The organism is Micromonospora sp. NBRC 101691, assembly GCF_030269285.1.
GTDB lineage: Bacteria > Actinomycetota > Actinomycetes > Mycobacteriales > Micromonosporaceae > Micromonospora > Micromonospora echinospora.
Map to the genome: position 1 here is coordinate 205,473 of NZ_BSTB01000008.1, position 16,541 is coordinate 222,013.

Consider the following 16,541-nt stretch of genomic DNA (forward strand, 5'->3'; position numbering starts at 1 on the left):
CTTCTTCCTCCTGCGCGAGGCGGGCCGCCGGTGGAACCCTGGCGGGGACGGGGCGGGGTGGCGGTCGGGCGAGCGCCCGATATCCATAGCTGGGAAGGGACTCTAACAGTCCGACCGCCGTCCGGGCAGGCTTGCCCGGGAACATAAACCGGTAACGATGTGATTCGGAACACTGACACGCAGTAGACCGTGGCGCCCGCCAGTTGTCGTCAACTGAACGAGCGCCACGGTCCTGGTTGCCCTACAGCTCGGTGACCGAACCACCGGCGGCAGCGATCTTCTCCTTGGCCGACGCGCTGAACGCGTGCGCCGACACCTGGAGCGCCACCCCGCCGAGATCCCCGCTGCCGAGCACCTTCACCGGGTGGCCCTTGCGGACCGCGCCGGCCTCGACCAGCTCGTCGGGGCCGATCTGGCCGCCGTTGGGGAAGAGTTCGGCGAGCCGGTCCAGGTTGACCACCTGGAAGACCACCTTGAACTTGTTCTTGAAGCCCTTCATCTTCGGCAGGCGCATGTGGATGGGCATCTGCCCACCCTCGAACGCCGGCGAGATGTTCTTACGGGCCTTGGAGCCCTTCGTACCGCGGCCGGCGGTCTTGCCCTTGGAGCCCTCACCGCGACCCACCCGGGTCTTGGCGGTCTTGGCACCGGGCGCCGGGCGCAGGTGGTGGACCTTGATCGTCATTACTCGACCTCCTCGACCTTCACGAGGTGGTTGACCGCGAAGATCATGCCCCGAATCTCGGGGCGGTCCTCCTTGACCACCACGTCGTTGATCCGCTTGAGACCGAGCGAACGCAGCGACTCACGCTGGTTGTGCTTGGTCCCGATCCCGGACCGGACCTGGGTGACCTTCAGGCGTGCCATCAGGACGCCACCCCCGCCCGCGCGGCCAGCATCGCGGCCGGCGCGACATCCTCGACCGGCAGGCCACGACGGGCGGCGACCTGCTCCGGGGACTCCAGCCCCTTCAGGGCCGCCACCGTGGCGTGCACGATGTTGATCGGGTTCGACGAGCCGAGGCTCTTGGAGAGCACGTCGTGGATGCCCGCGCACTCCAGCACGGCACGCACCGGGCCACCGGCGATGACGCCCGTACCGGCGGAGGCCGGCTTGAGCAGCACCACACCGGCGGCGTCCTCGCCCTGCACCGGGTGCGGGATCGAGGCACCGATCCGCGGCACCTTGAAGAAGTGCTTCTTGGCCTCCTCGACGCCCTTGGCGATCGCCGCGGGCACCTCCTTGGCCTTTCCGTAGCCCACGCCGACGGTGCCGTCGCCGTCGCCCACGATCACCAGGGCGGTGAAGCTGAAGCGACGACCACCCTTCACGACCTTGGCGACGCGGTTGATCGCGACGACCCGCTCGAGGTGCGGGGTCTTCTCGACGGGCGCGTTTCCGCGGCCGCCCTCACGGCGGTTGTCGCGGCGACCACCCTCGTTGCCACCGGACCCGCCGCCACGGCGCTGTTGACCTGGCATCAGCAGCCTTCCTTCTCTCTCGTGACGGGGTTGTTAGAACTCGAGTCCGGCTTCGCGAGCGGCGTCGGCCAGGGCGGCGACCCGCCCCGCGTACCGGTTGCCACCACGGTCGAAGACGACCTTCGAGACGCCGGCGGCCTTGGCCCGCTCGGCGAGCAGGGTGCCGACCTTGCCGGCCAGGGCGCTCTTGTCGCCCTCGGTGCCCCGCAGCGAGGCGTCCAGGGTCGAGGCCGACGCCAGGGTGTGACCCTTGGTGTCGTCCACGATCTGGGCCACGATGTGGCGCAGCGACCGGGTGACGACCAGGCGGGGACGCTCGGCGGTGCCGTTGACGTTCTTGCGCACCCGGAAGTGCCGACGCGCACGCCCGACGGCACGCTTGGCGGCGACGCCGCGGCGGCGCTTGAGCAGCGTGGCGCTCACTTCTTACCTGCCTTTCCAGCCTTACGGCGGATGACCTCGCCCTGGTACTTCACGCCCTTGCCCTTGTAGGGCTCCGGCGGGCGGATCTTCCGGATGTTGGCGGCGACCTCACCGACGAGCTGCTTGTCGATGCCGGCCACGTGGAACAGCGTCGGCTTCTCGACGGTGAAGGTGATGCCGTCCGGGGCGGGGACCAGGACCGGGTGCGAGAACCCGAGCGCGAACTCCAGGTCCTTGCCCTTGGCGGTCACCCGGTAACCGGTGCCGGCGATCTCCAGGCTCTTGCGGTAGCCCTCGGTGACCCCGACGATCATGTTCGCCACCAGGGTACGGCTCAGGCCGTGCAGCTCCTTGGCCTTCCGCTCGTCGTTCGGGCGGTTGACCTGCAGCTCGCCGTTCTCCGCCTTCTCCACCGTGATCGGCTCGGAGAGGGTGTGCGACAGCTCGCCCTTGGGGCCCTTGACCTTGACGGTCTGGCCGTCGATCGTGACATCGACGCCGGCTGGCACCGGGATCGACTTACGTCCAATACGCGACATTTCTACCTGTCTCCCGTTACCAGACGAAGGCGAGGACTTCCCCGCCAACGCTCCGCTTGCGGGCCTGCCGGTCGGTGAGCAGCCCCTGGGACGTCGAAATGATCGCCACGCCGAGGCCGCCGAGCACCCGCGGGAGCCCATCCGACTTGGCGTACACCCGGAGACCGGGCTTGGACACGCGCTTGATGCCGGCCAGGCTCCGCTCCCGGTTCTGGCCGTACTTCAGCTCGACGACCAGTCGCTTGCCGACGGCGCCCTCCTCGGGCTCCTCGACCGACCAGGTGGCGATGTAACCCTCGGCCTTCAGGACCTCGGCGATGTTCGCCTTGATCTTGGAGTAGGGCATCGTCACCCGGTCGTGGTACGCCTGGTTGGCGTTACGCAGACGCGTGAGCATGTCTGCGATCGGGTCGGTCATCGTCATGGATTTCGTCTACCTTTCTCGCCGGGGTTCCCGCGGGTACGCCCGGGGGCCTACGGCGAAGAGACAGTGCAGCTGACGCGCGGAGCGCGCCGGGCTATTACCAGGAAGCCTTGGACACGCCGGGCAGCTCACCGCGGTGGGCCATCTCCCGGATGCACACCCGGCAGAGACCGAACTTGCGGTAGACCGCCTTCGGACGCCCGCACCGCTGGCAGCGGGTGTACGCGCGAACCGAGAACTTCGGCTTCGCGGCCGCCTTGAGGATCAGCGCCTTCTTGGCCATCTCAGTTCTCCTTGAACGGGAAGCCCAGGAACTTGAGCAGCGCCCGGCCCTCGTCGTCGGTCGTGGCGGTCGTGACCACCGTGATGTCCATGCCCCGCTGGCGATCGATCTTGTCCTGGTCGATCTCGTGGAACACCGACTGCTCGGTCAGACCGAACGTGTAGTTGCCGTGCCCGTCGAGCTTGCGCCCGTCGAGGCCGCGGAAGTCCCGGATACGCGGCAGCGCGATGGAGAGCAGCCGGTCCAGGAACTCCCACATCCGGTCGCCCCGCAGGGTGACCTTCGCGCCGATCGGCATGCCCTCACGGAGCTTGAACTGCGCGATGGACTTGGTGGCCCGCCGCACCTGCGGCTTCTGGCCGGTGATCGTGGCCAGGTCGCGGACCGCGCCGTCGATCAGCTTGGCGTCGCGGGCGGCCTCGCCCACACCCATGTTGACGACGATCTTGACCAGCCGCGGAACCTGCATGGGGTTCGCGTAGTTGTGCTGCTCCTGCAGCTTGGCCACGATCTCGTTGCGGTACCGCTCCTTGAGGCGCGGCAGGGTCTTGGTTTCGGTAGCCGTGGTCATCACAGGTCCTTACCGGTGCTACGCGCGATGCGGACCTTCTGGCCGTTCTCGTCGAACCGGTACCCGATGCGGGTCGGCTTCCCCTCGGAGTCCAGGACCTGCACGTTGGAAACGTGGATCGGGGCTTCCTGGGTGACGATGCCACCGGTCTTGGCGCCACGCTGGGTGGTGCGGATGCGGGTGTGCTTCTTGACGCGGTTCACGCCCTCGACCAGGACCTTGTCCTGCCGCGGGTAGGCCGCGATGACCTTGCCCTTGGCACCCTTGTCCTTGCCGGCGATGACGACGACCGTGTCGCCCTTCTTGACCTTCACGGTCACAACACCTCCGGCGCGAGAGAGATGATCTTCATGAACCGCTTGTCCCGCAGCTCCCGACCGACCGGGCCGAAGATACGGGTACCGCGCGGGTCCCCACCGTCCTTGATGATGACGGCGGCGTTCTCGTCGAAGCGGATGTACGAACCGTCCGGCCGACGCCTCTCCTTGGCGGTGCGGACGACGACGGCCTTGACGACGTCGCCCTTCTTCACACCGGCACCCGGGATCGCGTCCTTGACGGTGGCCACGATGACGTCGCCGATGCTCGCGTAGCGCCGACCGGAGCCACCGAGAACCCGGATGCACAGGATCTCCCGGGCACCCGTGTTGTCGGCGACGCGCAGTCGCGACTCCTGCTGAATCACGTCTATCTCCTATGTCTGCCGGTTCTCCGGCCGCTGAACGCGGCCGGAGCCTGGCGGAACCTTGCGCCCGACTGCCGCCGGGCGAGCTCGAGCCTTCGCTACTTGGCCTTTTCCAGGATTTCCACGAGCCGCCACCGCTTGGTGGCCGACAGCGGCCGGGTCTCCATGATCAGGACCCGGTCGCCGATGCCGGCGGCGTTCTGCTCGTCGTGCACCTTCAGCTTGCTGGTACGGCGCATGATCTTGCCGTACAGCGCGTGCTTGACCCGGTCCTCGACCTCGACGACGACGGTCTTGTCCATCTTGTCGCTGACCACGAGGCCCTCACGGACCTTGCGGCGAGCCCGCACGGTGGCGGTGGTGTTCTCGGTCTCGCTCATGATGCAGTCACCTCAGTCGGCGCGGCCGAGAGCCCCAGCTCGCGCTCACGCATGATCGTGTAGATCCGGGCGATCTCCCGACGGATGACCTGGAGCCGCCGGTTGTTGTCGAGCTGACCGGTGGCGGCCTGAACGCGGAGGTTGAACAGCTCCGCCTTGGCCTCCCGCAGCTTCGTGACCAGCTCCTCTTCGGAGAGCTCACGCAGCTCGGCGGCCTTAACGCCCGCTGCCATCAGGATTCACCCACTTCGCGCGTCACAATGCGGCACTTCATCGGGAGCTTGTGGATCGCGCGACGCATCGCCTCTCGCGCGATCTGCTCGTTGGGGAAGGACATCTCGAAGAGGACCCGCCCCGGCTTCACGTTGGCCACCCACCACTCGGGCGAACCCTTGCCGGAACCCATCCGGGTTTCCGCCGGCTTCTTGGTCAGCGCCTGGTCCGGGAAGATCGTGATCCAGACCTTGCCGCCACGCTTGATGTGGCGGGTCATCGCGATACGAGCCGACTCGATCTGCCGGTTCGTGACGTACGCCGGCTCCAGAGCCTGGATCCCGAACTCGCCGAACACCACCCGGTTACCACCCTTGGACGCGCCGCTGCGGTCCGGGTGGTGCGGCTTGCGGAAGCCCTTCGGGGGCTTGCGCGGCATCAGCATCTGTCAGCCCTCCTGCTGCGTTTCTGCCGCGGCGGCGACGGCGGACGCGTCCACCGGCTCGCCACTCGGCGTCTCGGCCTGCTGCGCGACGGTGGTCGCGGCGGCCCGGCCGGCCTCGGTGCCACCGGAGGTCGTGCCGGCGGAACCGGAGCGACCACGGCGCGGACGGTCGGGACGGTCGCCACGCTCACGACGCGGGCGGGACGGGGCGGTCTCGGCCGGGGCCTCCCGGCCCGGAACCGCGTCGCCCTTGTAGATCCAGACCTTCACGCCGATCCGGCCGAAGGTGGTACGGGCCTCGAAGAAGCCGTACTCGATGTTGGCCCGCAGCGTGTGCAGCGGAACCCGGCCCTCGCGGTAGAACTCGGTCCGGCTCATCTCGGCGCCGCCGAGCCGGCCCGAGACCTGGACCCGGATGCCCTTGCAGACCGGGTTCTTCATCGCGGACTGCATGGCCTTACGCATCGCCCGACGGAAGCTGACCCGGCTGGAGAGCTGCTCGGCCACGCCCTGCGCGACGAGCTGCGCGTCCGACTCGGGGCTCTTCACCTCGATGATGTTGAGCTGCACCTGCTTGCCGGTGAGCTTCTCCAGCTCGCCCCGGATCCGGTCGGCCTCGGCGCCCTTACGGCCGATGACGATGCCCGGACGGGCGGTGTGGATGTCGACCCGGACCCGGTCGCGGGTGCGCTCGATGTCGACCTTGGAGATGCCGGCCCGCTCCAGCCCCTTGGACATCATGCGGCGGATCTTGACGTCCTCGCCGATGTAGTCCTTGTAGAGCTTGTCCGCGAACCAGCGGGACTTCCAGTCGGTCGAGATGCCGAGCCGGAACCCGTGCGGGTGAACCTTCTGACCCATTACTCGGCACCCTCCGTCGTGCTCTGCGTCTCGGCCTTCTTCGCCGGCTCGGCCTTCTTCGCCGAAGCCTTCTTCGGCGCGGCCGGCGCGACGGCCTCGACCGCCACGGTGATGTGGCACGTGCGCTTGCGGATCCGGTACGCCCGGCCCTGCGCCCGCGGCCGGAACCGCTTCATGGTCGGGCCCTCGTCGACGAACGCCTCGCTCACGAGCAGCGCGTCGGGGTCCAGCCGCTCGTTGTTCTCCGCGTTGGCGATCGCGCTAGCGAGCACCTTGTACACCTGCTCGCTCGCAGCCTGCGGCGCGAACTGCAGCACCGTGAGCGCCTCCTTCGCGGGCAGGCCGCGGACGAGGTTGACCACCCGGCGCGCCTTCATCGGCGAGATGCGCACGTGCCGCGCAACCGCCCGCGCGCCCGGAAGCACCGGAGCGTCGCCCTTTCCTGGCATCGCTGTAACCCCTTGTTCCTCTATCCGTGGCTCGCCTAGCGGCGGCGGCTCTTGCGGTCGTCCTTCTCGTGACCCTTGAACGTGCGGGTCAGCGCGAACTCGCCGAGCTTGTGCCCGACCATCGCCTCGGTGACGAACACCGGGACGTGCTTGCGTCCGTCGTGCACGGCGATCGTGTGCCCGAGCATCTCCGGGATGATCGTCGAGCGCCGCGACCAGGTCTTGATGACGTTCTTCGAGCCCTTCTCGTTCTGCACTTCCACCTTCTTGAGCAGGTGGTCGTCGATGAACGGGCCCTTCTTCAGGCTGCGAGGCATCTTCTATCTCCCTCAGCCGCGCTTACGCGTGGCGTAGCGGCGGCGGACGATCAGCCGGTCGCTCGGCTGGCCCTTACGGCGGGTACGGCCCTCGGGCTTACCCTTCGGGTTGACCGGGTGGCGACCACCGGAGGTCTTACCCTCACCACCACCGTGCGGGTGGTCCACCGGGTTCATCGCCACACCACGGACGGTCGGGCGCTTGCCCTTCCACCGCATCCGGCCGGCCTTGCCCCAGTTGATGTTCGACTGGTCGGCGTTGCCGATCTCGCCGACGCTCGCGCGGCAGCGGACGTCGACCCGCCGGATCTCACCGGACGGCATCCGGAGGGTGGCGTACGCGCCCTCCCGGCCGAGCAGCTGGATGCCGACGCCGGCCGAACGGGCCAGCTTGGCACCGCCGCCCGGACGCAGCTCCACCGCGTGGATGGTGGTACCGACCGGGATGTTGCGCAGCGGCAGGTTGTTGCCCGGCTTGATGTCCGCGCCGGGGCCCGACTCGACGGCGTCGCCCTGCTTCAGGTCCTTCGGCGCGAGGATGTAGCGCTTCTCGCCGTCGGCGTAGTGCAGCAGCGCGATGCGCGCGGTGCGGTTCGGGTCGTACTCGATGTGGGCGACCTTCGCCGGCACGCCGTCCTTGTCGACCCGCTTGAAGTCGATCAGACGGTACTGACGCTTGTGACCGCCACCCTGGTGCCGGGCGGTGATCCGGCCGTGGGCGTTCCGACCGCCCTTCTTCGGCAGCGGAGCCAGCAGCGACTTCTCCGGCGTCGACCGGGTGATCTCGGCGAAGTCGGCGACGCTGGAGCCACGCCGGCCCGGCGTCGTCGGCTTGTACTTACGGATAGCCATTGTCTACACCCCTCAGCTGACCGGGCCGCCGAAGGCCTCGATACGGTCACCGTCAGCCAGCTTCACCATCGCGCGCTTGGTGGCCTTGCGCTGGCCGAACCCGGTGCGGGTCCGCTTGCGCTTGCCCTCGCGGTTGAGCGTGTTGACCGTCAGGACGCGGACGTTGAAGATCTGCTGGATAGCGATCTTGATCTCGGTCTTGTTGGCGTCCGGGTGCACCAGGAAGGTGTACCAGTTGCGGTTCAGCTCGCTGTAGCTCTTCTCCGAGACGACCGGCGCCACGATGATGTCGCGCGGGTCGGCGATCGTGCTCACTTGCCACCCTCCTCGGTGGTCTCGGCGGGCACGCCGAGGAACTCGTCCAGGGCGTCCTTGGTGAAGACCACGTCGTCGGCCACCAGCACGTCGTACGTGTTGAGCTGGCCGGCCTCGATCAGGTGCACCCGGCTGTCCCGCCCGTTGCGCAGGTTGCGGAGCGACACCCAGTTCAGCTCGTCGGTGCTGCTCAGCACGACCAGGACCCGCCGGGCCCCGGTGAGCTTCGTCAGCGTGGCCAGGGCCGCCTTGGTGGACGGCTTCTCGCCGGAGACGAACGCCTCGACGACGTGCACCTGGCCGGCGCGGGCCCGGTCGGAGAGGGCACCGCGCAGCGCGGCGGCCTTCATCTTCTTGGGGGTCCGCTGGCTGTAGTCGCGCGGCACCGGGCCGTGCACCACACCACCGCCGGCGAACTGCGGCGCCCGGGTCGAACCCTGGCGGGCGCGGCCGGTGCCCTTCTGCTTGTACGGCTTCTTGCCGCCACCGGAGACCTCGCCGCGGGTCTTCACCTTGTGCGTGCCCTGGCGGGCGGCCGCGAGCTGGGCCACCACCACCTGGTGCATCAGCGCGACGTTGGCCTGCACGTCGAAGACGTCTGCCGGGAGCTCGACGGAGCCCTTCTTGGTGCCGTCGACGGTGAGCACGTCAACCGTGGTCACTTCGCCGCACCGCCCTTCTTCGCCTTGGCCTTGGCCGCGGTACGGACCAGGACCAGCGCGCCCTTGGGGCCGGGGATGGCGCCACGGACGAGCAGGAGGTTGTTCTCGGTGTCGACCGCCTGGACGGTCAGGTTCTGGACGGTGTAGCGCACGCCACCCATCCGGCCGGCCATCCGGGTGCCCTTGAAGACGCGACCCGGGGTGGCGCAGGCGCCGATCGAGCCGGGCGAGCGGTGCTTGCGCTCGACACCGTGGCTGGCGCGCAGACCGTGGAAGCCGTGCCGCTTCATCGGGCCGGCGTAGCCCTTGCCCTTGGTCTTGCCGGTCACGTCGATCGAGGCGCCCGGGGCGAACTCGGAGACGGTGACCTCCTGGCCGAGGGAGTACTCGGCGGCGTCGACGGTGCGCAGCTCGACGATGTGCCGGCGCGGGGCCACGTCGGCCTTCGCGTAGTGCCCGCTGATCGGCTTCTTGACCTTGCGCGGGTCGATCGCGCCGTAGGCCAGCTGGATGGCCGAGTAACCGTCCTTCTCGGCGCTACGAACCTGGCTGATGACGCACGGGCCGGCCTGCACCACGGTCACCGGGACAACCTTGTTGTTGTCCCAGACCTGGGTCATGCCGAGCTTTGCGCCCAGGATCCCCTTTACTTGCCTGTCCATTTGTCCGGTCCCTACAGCTTGATCTCGATGTCGACGCCAGCCGGCAGGTCGAGGCGCATGAGCGAGTCGACCGTCTTGGGGGTCGGGTCGATGATGTCGATCAGCCGCTTGTGCGTACGCATCTCGAAGTGCTCGCGCGAGTCCTTGTACTTGTGCGGCGAGCGGATAACGCAGAAACGGTTGATCTCCGTGGGCAGCGGCACCGGGCCCGCGACCTGCGCCCCGGTGCGCGTCACCGTCTCGACGATCTTCCGAGCCGAGGAGTCGACGACCTCGTGGTCATAGGCCTTGAGCCGGATGCGGATCTTCTGTCCCGCCATGGTGGCTTCTGTTCCTTCTCTCGATGCCGCTGTGTTGCGGGCGCCTGCACCGGCTGGCACAGGCCCACTTCCGCCGACCCCCGCGGTCGGGCGTGTCGCGCCCTCGGGCCAGGCTCCGCCCCGGGAGGCCGGAGCGATTCTGACCGCGCGGTGGGTCAAGGCGCCGATCGCACTACCGCGACCTGAACGCCGTGCGAGGGTGGTTGGCGGCCTGCCGCCAACCACCCTACGCCCGACTGTTCTCTCACCCGGAGGTTCGGCGAAATCCGAACGCAGGCGACGAACTGTCGTTACGCAACCTGACTAGTATGCCGCACGACCGGCGGCGGGTCTAATCGGGGTTACCCAGCTCACTTGATGATCTTGGTGACGCGACCAGCGCCGACCGTACGGCCACCCTCCCGGATCGCGAACTTGAGGTTGTCCTCCATCGCGATGGGCTGGATCAGCTTCACGGTCATCGTGGTGTTGTCGCCCGGCATGACCATCTCGGTGCCCTCGGGCAGCGTGACGACGCCGGTGACGTCCGTGGTCCGGAAGTAGAACTGCGGACGGTAGTTCTGGAAGAACGGGGTGTGCCGGCCGCCCTCCTCCTTGGAGAGGATGTAGACGGTCGCCTCGAACTCCGTGTGCGGGGTCGAGGTGCCCGGCTTGACGACCACCATGCCGCGCTCGACGTCCTCGCGCTTGATACCCCGCAGCAGCAGACCGACGTTCTCACCCGCGCGGGCCTCGTCGAGCAGCTTGCGGAACATCTCGATACCGGTGCAGACCGTCTTCATCGACTTCTCCTTGATGCCGACGATCTCCACCTCCTCGTTCGGCTTGAGGATGCCGCGCTCCGCGCGACCGGTGACGACGGTGCCACGACCGGTGATCGTGAAGACGTCCTCGATCGGCATCAGGAACGGCTTCTCGGTCTCGCGCTCCGGCTGCGGGATCGCGGTGTCGACCGCGTTCATCAGCTCCAGGAGCTTCTCGGTCCACACGGGGTCACCCTCGAGGGCCTTGAGCGCCGAGACCTGGACGACCGGCAGGTCGTCGCCCGGGTACTCCTGGTTCGAGAGCAGCTCACGAACCTCGAGCTCGACGAGCTCCAGGAGCTCCTCGTCGTCGACCATGTCGCTCTTGTTGAGCGCCACGACGATGTACGGCACGCCGACCTGGCGGGCCAGCAGCACGTGCTCGCGGGTCTGCGGCATCGGGCCGTCGGTCGCCGCGACCACCAGGATCGCGCCGTCCATCTGCGCGGCACCGGTGATCATGTTCTTGATGTAGTCGGCGTGCCCGGGGCAGTCGACGTGCGCGTAGTGCCGGTTCTCGGTCTGGTACTCGACGTGCGCGATCGAGATCGTGATGCCGCGGGCCTTCTCCTCCGGCGCCTTGTCGATCTCGTCGAACGGCGTGTACGGGTTGAGGTCCGGGTACTGGTCGTGCAGGACCTTCGTAATGGCCGCCGTCAGCGTCGTCTTACCGTGGTCGATGTGACCAATGGTGCCGATGTTGACGTGCGGCTTAGTCCGCTCGAACTTCGCCTTCGCCACTGGTGTCCTCCTGTGGACTTCTTGGTTCGTACGCCCCGGCGCGCCGTTGTAGCGCTTAGGACTCTGTCGACAGCCTTTCCGACCGTACGGCCGGAGAGCTTGTGGGACTTGCGGCGGTGAAGCCTACAGGCCCGGTCTCACACAGCCCCGCGGAGGCCGCGGGCGAGAAACTACTCGCCCGTGGCCTTCGCGATGATCTCCTTCGCCACGCTGGCCGGAACCTCGGCGTAGGAGTCGAACTGCATGCTGTAGCTAGCCCGGCCCTGGGTCTTCGACCGCAGGTCGCCGACGTAGCCGAACATCTCCGACAACGGCACCAGGGCCCGGACGACGCGGGCGCCGCTGCGCTCCTCCATCGCCTGGATGATGCCGCGGCGGGAGTTGAGGTCGCCGATGACGTCACCCATGTTCTCCTCCGGAGTGGTGACCTCAACGGCCATCATCGGCTCGAGGAGAGCGGGGTCGGCCTTGCGGGCCGCCTCCTTCATCGCCATCGAGCCGGCGATCTTGAATGCCATTTCCGACGAGTCGACCTCGTGGTACTGGCCGTCCACCAGGGTGAGCTTGACGCCCACCAGGGGGAAGCCGGCGAGGATGCCGAACTGCATGGCGTCCTGCGCACCCGCGTCCACCGACGGGATGAACTCCCGGGGGATACGGCCACCGGTCACCGCGTTGGCGAACTCGTAGGTCGGGGCGTCGTTGCCCAGCGGCAGCGGCTCCAGGCTGATGATCACCCGGGCGTACTGGCCGGAACCACCGGTCTGCTTCTTGTGGGTGTACTCGACCTTCTCCACCTTGCGGCGGATGGTCTCGCGGTACGCCACCTGCGGCTTGCCGATGTTCGCCTCGACGTTGAACTCGCGGCGCATCCGGTCGACCAGGATGTCCAGGTGCAGCTCGCCCATGCCGGAGATGACCGTCTGGCCGGTCTGGTCGTCGAGCTTGACCCGGAAGGTCGGGTCCTCCTCGGCGAGCCGCTGGATGGCGGTGCTGAGCTTCTCCTGGTCGGCCTTGGTCTTCGGCTCGATGGCGACCTCGATGACCGGCTCCGGGAAGGTCATCGACTCCAGGATGACCGGGTTCGCCGGGTCGCAGAGCGTGTCACCGGTGGTGGTCTGCTTCAGACCCTGCACCGCGATGATGTCGCCAGCCTGGGCCGAGCTGCGCTCTTCCCGCTTGTTGGCGTGCATCTGGTAGATCTTGCCGATCCGCTCCTTGCGGTCCTTGGTGGAGTTGACCACCTGGGAGCCGGACTCGAGCGTGCCGGAGTAGATCCGCACGTAGGTGAGCTTGCCGAGGTGCTTGTCCGTCTGGATCTTGAACGCCAGCGCGGAGAACGGCTCCGACTTCGAGGGCTTCCGCTGCATCGGGGTCTCACCGTCGGTGGCGGTGCCCTCGATGGCCGGGATGTCCAGCGGCGACGGCAGGTAGGCCACCACCGCGTCGAGCATCGGCTGGATGCCCTTGTTCTTGAAGGCGGTGCCGGTGAGGACCGGGTTGGCCTTGCCACCGATGGTGGCCCGGCGGATGGCGGCCTTGACCTCCTCGACGGAGATCTCCTCGCCCTCCAGGTACTTCTCCATCACCGCGTCGTCGACGTCGGCCAGGGTCTCCATCAGCTTCTCGCGCCACTCGGCGGCGGAGTCGGCGAGGTCGGCCGGGATCTCCTCGACCGCGTAGTCCTCACCCTTCTGGGTCTCGCCGCGCCAGGTGAGGGCCCGCATCTCGACCAGGTCGACGACGCCGATGAAGTCGGACTCGTTGCCGATCGGGATCTGGAGCACCAGCGGGGTGGCGTTGAGCCGGTCGATCATCATCTGCACGCAGCGGAAGAAGTCGGCACCGGTCCGGTCGAGCTTGTTGACGAAGCACATCCGGGGGACGTTGTACTTGTCGGCCTGCCGCCAGACGTTCTCCGTCTGCGGCTCCACGCCGGCGACACCGTCGTAGACGGCCACCGCACCGTCCAGCACCCGCAACGACCGCTCGACCTCGACCGTGAAGTCGACGTGGCCGGGCGTGTCGATGATCTGGATCGTGTGGCCCTTCCACTCACACTTGGTGGCGGCGGAGGTGATGGTGATCCCCCGCTCCTGCTCCTGCTCCATCCAGTCCATGACGGCGGCGCCCTCGTGGACCTCACCGATCTTGTACGTGATGCCGGTGTAGAACAGGATCCGCTCGGTGGTCGTGGTCTTACCGGCATCGATGTGCGCCATGATGCCGATGTTGCGTACGTTGGCGAGCGCGTCTGCGGCGGCCACTTCAATCCCTACTTATCGTCGTCTCGACTCAACTGGCGGCGGTTCCGGTGCCCCGGAGGGCACCGGAACCTGATGTGTTACCAGCGGTAGTGCGCGAAGGCCTTGTTGGACTCGGCCATCTTGTGCGTGTCCTCACGCCGCTTCACGGCGGCGCCGAGGCCGTTGCTGGCGTCCAGCAGCTCGTTCATCAGCCGCTCGACCATGGTCTTCTCGCGCCGGGCACGGGAGTAGGTCACCAGCCAGCGCAGGCCCAGGGTGGTCGCCCGCGCCGGACGCACCTCGACCGGGACCTGGTAGGTGGCGCCACCGACCCGGCGGCTGCGCACCTCGAGGGTCGGCTTGACGTTGTCCATCGCCCGCTTCAGGGTGACGACGGGGTCGGTGCCGGACTTCTCGCGGCAGCCCTCCAGGGCCGCGTACACGATGCGCTCGGCGAGCTGGCGCTTGCCGCGCAGCAGGATCTTGTTCACGAGCTGGGTGACCAGCGGCGAGTTGTACACCGGGTCAGCGACCAGCGGCCGCCGCGGAGCGGGTCCCTTACGGGGCATCTCAGCTCTTCTCCTTCTTCGCGCCGTAGCGGCTGCGCGCCTGCTTGCGGTTCCGGACGCCCTGGGTGTCCAGCGATCCGCGGACGATCTTGTAACGCACGCCGGGGAGGTCCTTCACCCGGCCGCCACGGACGAGCACGATCGAGTGCTCCTGCAGGTTGTGACCCACGCCCGGGATGTAGGCGGTCACCTCGATCTGGCTGCTGAGCTTGACACGAGCGACCTTGCGCAGCGCCGAGTTCGGCTTCTTGGGGGTGGTGGTGTACACGCGGGTGCACACGCCACGACGCTGGGGGGAACCCTTCAACGCCGGGGTCTTGGTCTTACTCGTCTTGGCCTGGCGGCCCTTGCGGACCAGCTGCTGGATCGTGGGCACCGGGTTTCTCCGCTCCCTTCGGCCGCATCACGCGGCCGCGCCGTCTGCTCGTAGCCGTCCTGATGGACGACTCTCCTACATTCCGACCAGGGCCACCTCTCGGAGGTCCCGGCACCCGCGGTCGGGCGTGTCGCTCAACTCACGGTTTCCGGTGCCGACGCGCGCGCCGCACCGGGTGTGTCCCTGGCGCACGGTCGCCCGCTTGCCAGGTGTTGTGGCTCTGTGATGCTGCTGCCCGACGACCGGGTCGTCGGATCCAGCGCACGCACGAGTTGCCCGGGCTGGCCGGGCACAAGGGGAAAGAGTACCTACCACAAGCGTGCAGGTCAAAACGGGGTGGTCCGGTAGGAATGCGTACCCGCTCTTCCGGCTCCCGACGACCTGCCCGTCCGCGTCGGGCATCTACGGGTAACAAGTGTAACGGCTACCCCGCGTTCCGGCCCGGCGACCCCGCACCGGCCTCAGGCGAACTGGACGAGCACCGCCACACCGAGCCCGAGCAGGCTGAGCGCCAGCCCGGTCGCGCCACAACTGATCCCCGCGACGGCCAGCCCACGACCGGTGAACCGGACCGCCGGCGGCACCACCGGCCGGCGGATCTGCCGGGCCCCGAGCAGGCCGGCGACCACCGCGCCGGCACCGGTCAGCACACCCAGCAGGGTGAACGCTCCGGCTGCCCAGGCCCCCCAGCCCCCGGCGGCACCGACCAGGCCGAAGCAGCCGACCACCAGGGAGACCAGGATCGAGGTGATGCCGGCGACCAACGAGCCCACCGCGAGGCCGGAGGTGACCGGGGGCACCTCCAGGTGGGCCACGCCGAACGGCGTACCTGGGACGGGGTCGATCCGCTTGGGCGGCAGCACCGCCTCCCGGGGCGGTGGCGGCACGGGCGGGCCCGGATACCCGGCCGGGCCCGGCGGTGGAAACGGCGACGGGAACGGCCCGGCGGCGGGACCGGGGTACGCCGGACCGGGCCCCGGAGCCACACCGCTTCCCACCGGGGCGGCGTCGGCCCCGACCGGCGGCGGGACCGGAGCCGCAGCCGACCGGGCGAGGGCCGGCGGCACGGCCGGCGGGGCGGGAACCGGGTCGGCTTCCGGGGTCGCCGCCAGCGGCGCGGGGGCCGGGCTGCCGGCGGGGTCGGCTCCCGGGGTCGCCGGCGGGACGGGGGCCGGCCCGACGGCGGGGTCGGCTTCCGGGGTCGCCGGCGGGACGGGGGCCGGCCCGACGGCGGGGTCGGCTTCCGGGGTCGCCGGCGGGACGGGAGCCGACCCGGCGGAGAGGTCGGAGGTCGGGGCCGCCGGGACGGGGGCAGGACTGGCAGAGGAACCGGCGTCGGGGGTCACCGCCGGCTGCGCCGGGGCGTCCGCCGACGGCTGCACCGGTTCGGTCACTTGGTCCTCCTGTCGACGGGCACCGGCCACCGCCGCGCGGCGGGTACCGGGGTCAGGCTACCGCCGGGACGCCGCCCGGCACGGCCGGGTCAGTTGACGTTCGGCGCGAAGTCCTGGGTGTAGGGTGCCTCCGCGAGCCGGACCAGGCCGTACACCACGGCGAGCACCACGGTCACCGTGGCCAGGCCCAGACCGATCCAGGCCAGCCGCTCCCCCTGGCGCAGCCAGGACCCGCCGGTCAGGAAACCCCCCGAGGCGTACGCCTCCCGGCGTGCCTGCCGGGAGAGTTGCAGCGCCACGGTCGCCGGCACGACACCGCCGAGGAAGAGGCCGGTCAGCGCGGCGATCAGCCCGAGGGCGAACACCGCCCGGGCCTTCGTCGAGCGGGCCGGGTCAGGGTCGAGCGGATGGCGCAGGCCCTGACGCACGGCGGGTGGCTGCCCGGGCGCCGTCGTCATGCCCTCCATCATGCCCCGGTCCGGTCGCCGGGGTGTCGGCGGAGGCCGACGCCCGGTATGCGACGAGGCCCC

At 68.9% G+C, this 16,541-nt stretch carries 27 protein-coding genes; all 27 read right to left on the reverse strand.

The genetic code is table 11. From position 1 onward, the window contains the following. Positions 1-241 precede the first annotated feature (241 nt). The 27 genes from rplO to QSK20_RS15430 all read right to left on the reverse strand — a co-directional run bounded on the left by rplO (position 242) and on the right by QSK20_RS15430 (position 16,469). Entirely contained in the window at positions 242-685 is a 444-nt protein-coding gene (rplO, locus tag QSK20_RS15300; protein WP_088982063.1) for a 50S ribosomal protein L15, read from the reverse strand. Continuing rightward, the gene (gene rpmD, locus QSK20_RS15305; RefSeq protein WP_088982062.1) at positions 685-867 is read right to left on the reverse strand and encodes a 50S ribosomal protein L30; all 183 of its coding nucleotides are present in this window, start codon (positions 865-867) and stop codon (positions 685-687) included. Before rpmD ends, rplO begins: the two co-directional genes overlap by 1 nt. After that, positions 867-1,481 carry a 30S ribosomal protein S5 gene (gene rpsE / locus QSK20_RS15310; protein ID WP_088982061.1) on the reverse strand — a complete coding sequence of 205 codons (615 nt, stop codon included), beginning with the start codon at positions 1,479-1,481 and terminating at the stop codon, positions 867-869. The genes rpmD and rpsE overlap by 1 nt, the downstream gene beginning before the upstream one ends. Before the next feature lie 33 nt (positions 1,482-1,514). Then, entirely contained in the window at positions 1,515-1,904 is a 390-nt protein-coding gene (rplR, locus tag QSK20_RS15315) for a 50S ribosomal protein L18 (RefSeq protein ID WP_285789271.1), read from the reverse strand. Then, positions 1,901-2,443: a 50S ribosomal protein L6 gene (rplF, locus tag QSK20_RS15320; protein ID WP_088982059.1), complete on the reverse strand. Its 543-nt coding sequence runs from the start codon at positions 2,441-2,443 to the stop codon at positions 1,901-1,903. The genes rplR and rplF overlap by 4 nt, the downstream gene beginning before the upstream one ends. Positions 2,444-2,459: 16 nt before the next feature. After that, positions 2,460-2,867 carry a 30S ribosomal protein S8 gene (gene rpsH / locus QSK20_RS15325; RefSeq protein ID WP_013288624.1) on the reverse strand — a complete coding sequence of 136 codons (408 nt, stop codon included), beginning with the start codon at positions 2,865-2,867 and terminating at the stop codon, positions 2,460-2,462. 97 nt (positions 2,868-2,964) lie between these two features. Further along, entirely contained in the window at positions 2,965-3,150 is a 186-nt protein-coding gene (locus QSK20_RS15330; RefSeq protein ID WP_007073023.1) for a type Z 30S ribosomal protein S14, read from the reverse strand. 1 nt (position 3,151) lies between these two features. Next, positions 3,152-3,721: a 50S ribosomal protein L5 gene (gene rplE / locus QSK20_RS15335; protein ID WP_088982058.1), complete on the reverse strand. Its 570-nt coding sequence runs from the start codon at positions 3,719-3,721 to the stop codon at positions 3,152-3,154. Further along, positions 3,721-4,041, reverse strand: coding sequence for a 50S ribosomal protein L24 (rplX, locus tag QSK20_RS15340; RefSeq protein ID WP_172900294.1), 321 nt, complete (start codon positions 4,039-4,041; stop codon positions 3,721-3,723). The genes rplE and rplX overlap by 1 nt, the downstream gene beginning before the upstream one ends. Beyond that, positions 4,038-4,406 (reverse strand): 50S ribosomal protein L14, encoded by a 369-nt coding sequence (gene rplN, locus QSK20_RS15345; RefSeq protein WP_007465279.1) that lies wholly within the window; start codon positions 4,404-4,406, stop codon positions 4,038-4,040. The genes rplX and rplN overlap by 4 nt, the downstream gene beginning before the upstream one ends. 98 nt (positions 4,407-4,504) lie before the next feature. Continuing rightward, a complete protein-coding gene (gene rpsQ / locus QSK20_RS15350) occupies positions 4,505-4,786 on the reverse strand; it encodes a 30S ribosomal protein S17 (protein ID WP_285789272.1) in 282 nt (93 codons plus the stop codon). Beyond that, positions 4,783-5,019, reverse strand: coding sequence for a 50S ribosomal protein L29 (gene rpmC / locus QSK20_RS15355; RefSeq protein WP_088982056.1), 237 nt, complete (start codon positions 5,017-5,019; stop codon positions 4,783-4,785). Before rpmC ends, rpsQ begins: the two co-directional genes overlap by 4 nt. Then, a complete protein-coding gene (gene rplP / locus QSK20_RS15360; protein ID WP_007465292.1) occupies positions 5,019-5,444 on the reverse strand; it encodes a 50S ribosomal protein L16 in 426 nt (141 codons plus the stop codon). The genes rpmC and rplP overlap by 1 nt, the downstream gene beginning before the upstream one ends. 3 nt (positions 5,445-5,447) lie before the next feature. Beyond that, complete coding sequence (gene rpsC, locus QSK20_RS15365; protein WP_285789273.1) at positions 5,448-6,305, reverse strand: 30S ribosomal protein S3; 858 nt, start codon at positions 6,303-6,305, stop codon at positions 5,448-5,450. Further along, on the reverse strand, positions 6,305-6,754 hold the full coding sequence (gene rplV / locus QSK20_RS15370; RefSeq protein ID WP_285789274.1) for a 50S ribosomal protein L22: 450 nt from the start codon (positions 6,752-6,754) through the stop codon (positions 6,305-6,307). Before rplV ends, rpsC begins: the two co-directional genes overlap by 1 nt. Positions 6,755-6,789: 35 nt before the next feature. After that, positions 6,790-7,071, reverse strand: coding sequence for a 30S ribosomal protein S19 (rpsS, locus tag QSK20_RS15375; protein WP_020520478.1), 282 nt, complete (start codon positions 7,069-7,071; stop codon positions 6,790-6,792). A 12-nt stretch (positions 7,072-7,083) separates the two neighbouring features. Next, entirely contained in the window at positions 7,084-7,923 is an 840-nt protein-coding gene (gene rplB / locus QSK20_RS15380) for a 50S ribosomal protein L2 (protein WP_285789275.1), read from the reverse strand. A gap of 12 nt (positions 7,924-7,935) precedes the next feature. Next, positions 7,936-8,238 (reverse strand): 50S ribosomal protein L23, encoded by a 303-nt coding sequence (gene rplW / locus QSK20_RS15385; protein WP_088997375.1) that lies wholly within the window; start codon positions 8,236-8,238, stop codon positions 7,936-7,938. Beyond that, the gene (rplD, locus tag QSK20_RS15390) at positions 8,235-8,900 is read right to left on the reverse strand and encodes a 50S ribosomal protein L4 (RefSeq protein ID WP_285789276.1); all 666 of its coding nucleotides are present in this window, start codon (positions 8,898-8,900) and stop codon (positions 8,235-8,237) included. Before rplD ends, rplW begins: the two co-directional genes overlap by 4 nt. Continuing rightward, positions 8,897-9,562 (reverse strand): 50S ribosomal protein L3, encoded by a 666-nt coding sequence (gene rplC / locus QSK20_RS15395; protein ID WP_285789277.1) that lies wholly within the window; start codon positions 9,560-9,562, stop codon positions 8,897-8,899. Before rplC ends, rplD begins: the two co-directional genes overlap by 4 nt. Before the next feature lie 11 nt (positions 9,563-9,573). Further along, entirely contained in the window at positions 9,574-9,882 is a 309-nt protein-coding gene (rpsJ, locus tag QSK20_RS15400) for a 30S ribosomal protein S10 (protein ID WP_007073037.1), read from the reverse strand. 350 nt (positions 9,883-10,232) lie between these two features. Further along, complete coding sequence (gene tuf / locus QSK20_RS15405) at positions 10,233-11,426, reverse strand: elongation factor Tu (protein WP_285789278.1); 1,194 nt, start codon at positions 11,424-11,426, stop codon at positions 10,233-10,235. Positions 11,427-11,596: 170 nt separating this feature from the next. After that, the gene (gene fusA, locus QSK20_RS15410; RefSeq protein WP_285789279.1) at positions 11,597-13,693 is read right to left on the reverse strand and encodes an elongation factor G; all 2,097 of its coding nucleotides are present in this window, start codon (positions 13,691-13,693) and stop codon (positions 11,597-11,599) included. 77 nt (positions 13,694-13,770) lie between these two features. After that, positions 13,771-14,241: a 30S ribosomal protein S7 gene (gene rpsG, locus QSK20_RS15415; RefSeq protein ID WP_046567226.1), complete on the reverse strand. Its 471-nt coding sequence runs from the start codon at positions 14,239-14,241 to the stop codon at positions 13,771-13,773. A 1-nt stretch (position 14,242) separates the two neighbouring features. Then, a complete protein-coding gene (rpsL, locus tag QSK20_RS15420) occupies positions 14,243-14,617 on the reverse strand; it encodes a 30S ribosomal protein S12 (protein WP_014440718.1) in 375 nt (124 codons plus the stop codon). A 461-nt stretch (positions 14,618-15,078) separates the two neighbouring features. Further along, a complete protein-coding gene (locus QSK20_RS15425) occupies positions 15,079-15,462 on the reverse strand; it encodes a hypothetical protein (RefSeq protein ID WP_285789333.1) in 384 nt (127 codons plus the stop codon). 638 nt (positions 15,463-16,100) lie between these two features. Beyond that, positions 16,101-16,469: a hypothetical protein gene (locus QSK20_RS15430; protein WP_285789280.1), complete on the reverse strand. Its 369-nt coding sequence runs from the start codon at positions 16,467-16,469 to the stop codon at positions 16,101-16,103. Positions 16,470-16,541 lie beyond the last annotated feature (72 nt).

What these genes read in the sequence shown, in the direction of transcription:
- rpsS (WP_020520478.1), bottom strand. Translation starts at nt 7,071, where the DNA reads ATGCCTCGCAGCCTGAAGAAGGGCCCGTTCATCGACGACCACCTGCTC.
- rpsH (WP_013288624.1), bottom strand. Translation starts at nt 2,867, where the DNA reads ATGACGATGACCGACCCGATCGCAGACATGCTCACGCGTCTGCGTAAC.
- rplO (WP_088982063.1), bottom strand. Translation starts at nt 685, where the DNA reads ATGACGATCAAGGTCCACCACCTGCGCCCGGCGCCCGGTGCCAAGACC.
- rpmC (WP_088982056.1), bottom strand. Translation starts at nt 5,019, where the DNA reads ATGGCAGCGGGCGTTAAGGCCGCCGAGCTGCGTGAGCTCTCCGAAGAG.
- rplC (WP_285789277.1), bottom strand. Translation starts at nt 9,562, where the DNA reads ATGGACAGGCAAGTAAAGGGGATCCTGGGCGCAAAGCTCGGCATGACC.
- rplV (WP_285789274.1), bottom strand. Translation starts at nt 6,754, where the DNA reads ATGCCAGGAAAGGGCGACGCTCCGGTGCTTCCGGGCGCGCGGGCGGTT.
- rpsG (WP_046567226.1), bottom strand. Translation starts at nt 14,241, where the DNA reads ATGCCCCGTAAGGGACCCGCTCCGCGGCGGCCGCTGGTCGCTGACCCG.
- rplF (WP_088982059.1), bottom strand. Translation starts at nt 2,443, where the DNA reads ATGTCGCGTATTGGACGTAAGTCGATCCCGGTGCCAGCCGGCGTCGAT.
- rpmD (WP_088982062.1), bottom strand. Translation starts at nt 867, where the DNA reads ATGGCACGCCTGAAGGTCACCCAGGTCCGGTCCGGGATCGGGACCAAG.
- QSK20_RS15330 (WP_007073023.1), bottom strand. Translation starts at nt 3,150, where the DNA reads ATGGCCAAGAAGGCGCTGATCCTCAAGGCGGCCGCGAAGCCGAAGTTC.
- rplB (WP_285789275.1), bottom strand. Translation starts at nt 7,923, where the DNA reads ATGGCTATCCGTAAGTACAAGCCGACGACGCCGGGCCGGCGTGGCTCC.
- rpsQ (WP_285789272.1), bottom strand. Translation starts at nt 4,786, where the DNA reads ATGAGCGAGACCGAGAACACCACCGCCACCGTGCGGGCTCGCCGCAAG.
- rplE (WP_088982058.1), bottom strand. Translation starts at nt 3,721, where the DNA reads ATGACCACGGCTACCGAAACCAAGACCCTGCCGCGCCTCAAGGAGCGG.
- QSK20_RS15430 (WP_285789280.1), bottom strand. Translation starts at nt 16,469, where the DNA reads ATGACGACGGCGCCCGGGCAGCCACCCGCCGTGCGTCAGGGCCTGCGC.
- rplP (WP_007465292.1), bottom strand. Translation starts at nt 5,444, where the DNA reads ATGCTGATGCCGCGCAAGCCCCCGAAGGGCTTCCGCAAGCCGCACCAC.
- rpsC (WP_285789273.1), bottom strand. Translation starts at nt 6,305, where the DNA reads ATGGGTCAGAAGGTTCACCCGCACGGGTTCCGGCTCGGCATCTCGACC.
- rpsE (WP_088982061.1), bottom strand. Translation starts at nt 1,481, where the DNA reads ATGCCAGGTCAACAGCGCCGTGGCGGCGGGTCCGGTGGCAACGAGGGT.
- rpsJ (WP_007073037.1), bottom strand. Translation starts at nt 9,882, where the DNA reads ATGGCGGGACAGAAGATCCGCATCCGGCTCAAGGCCTATGACCACGAG.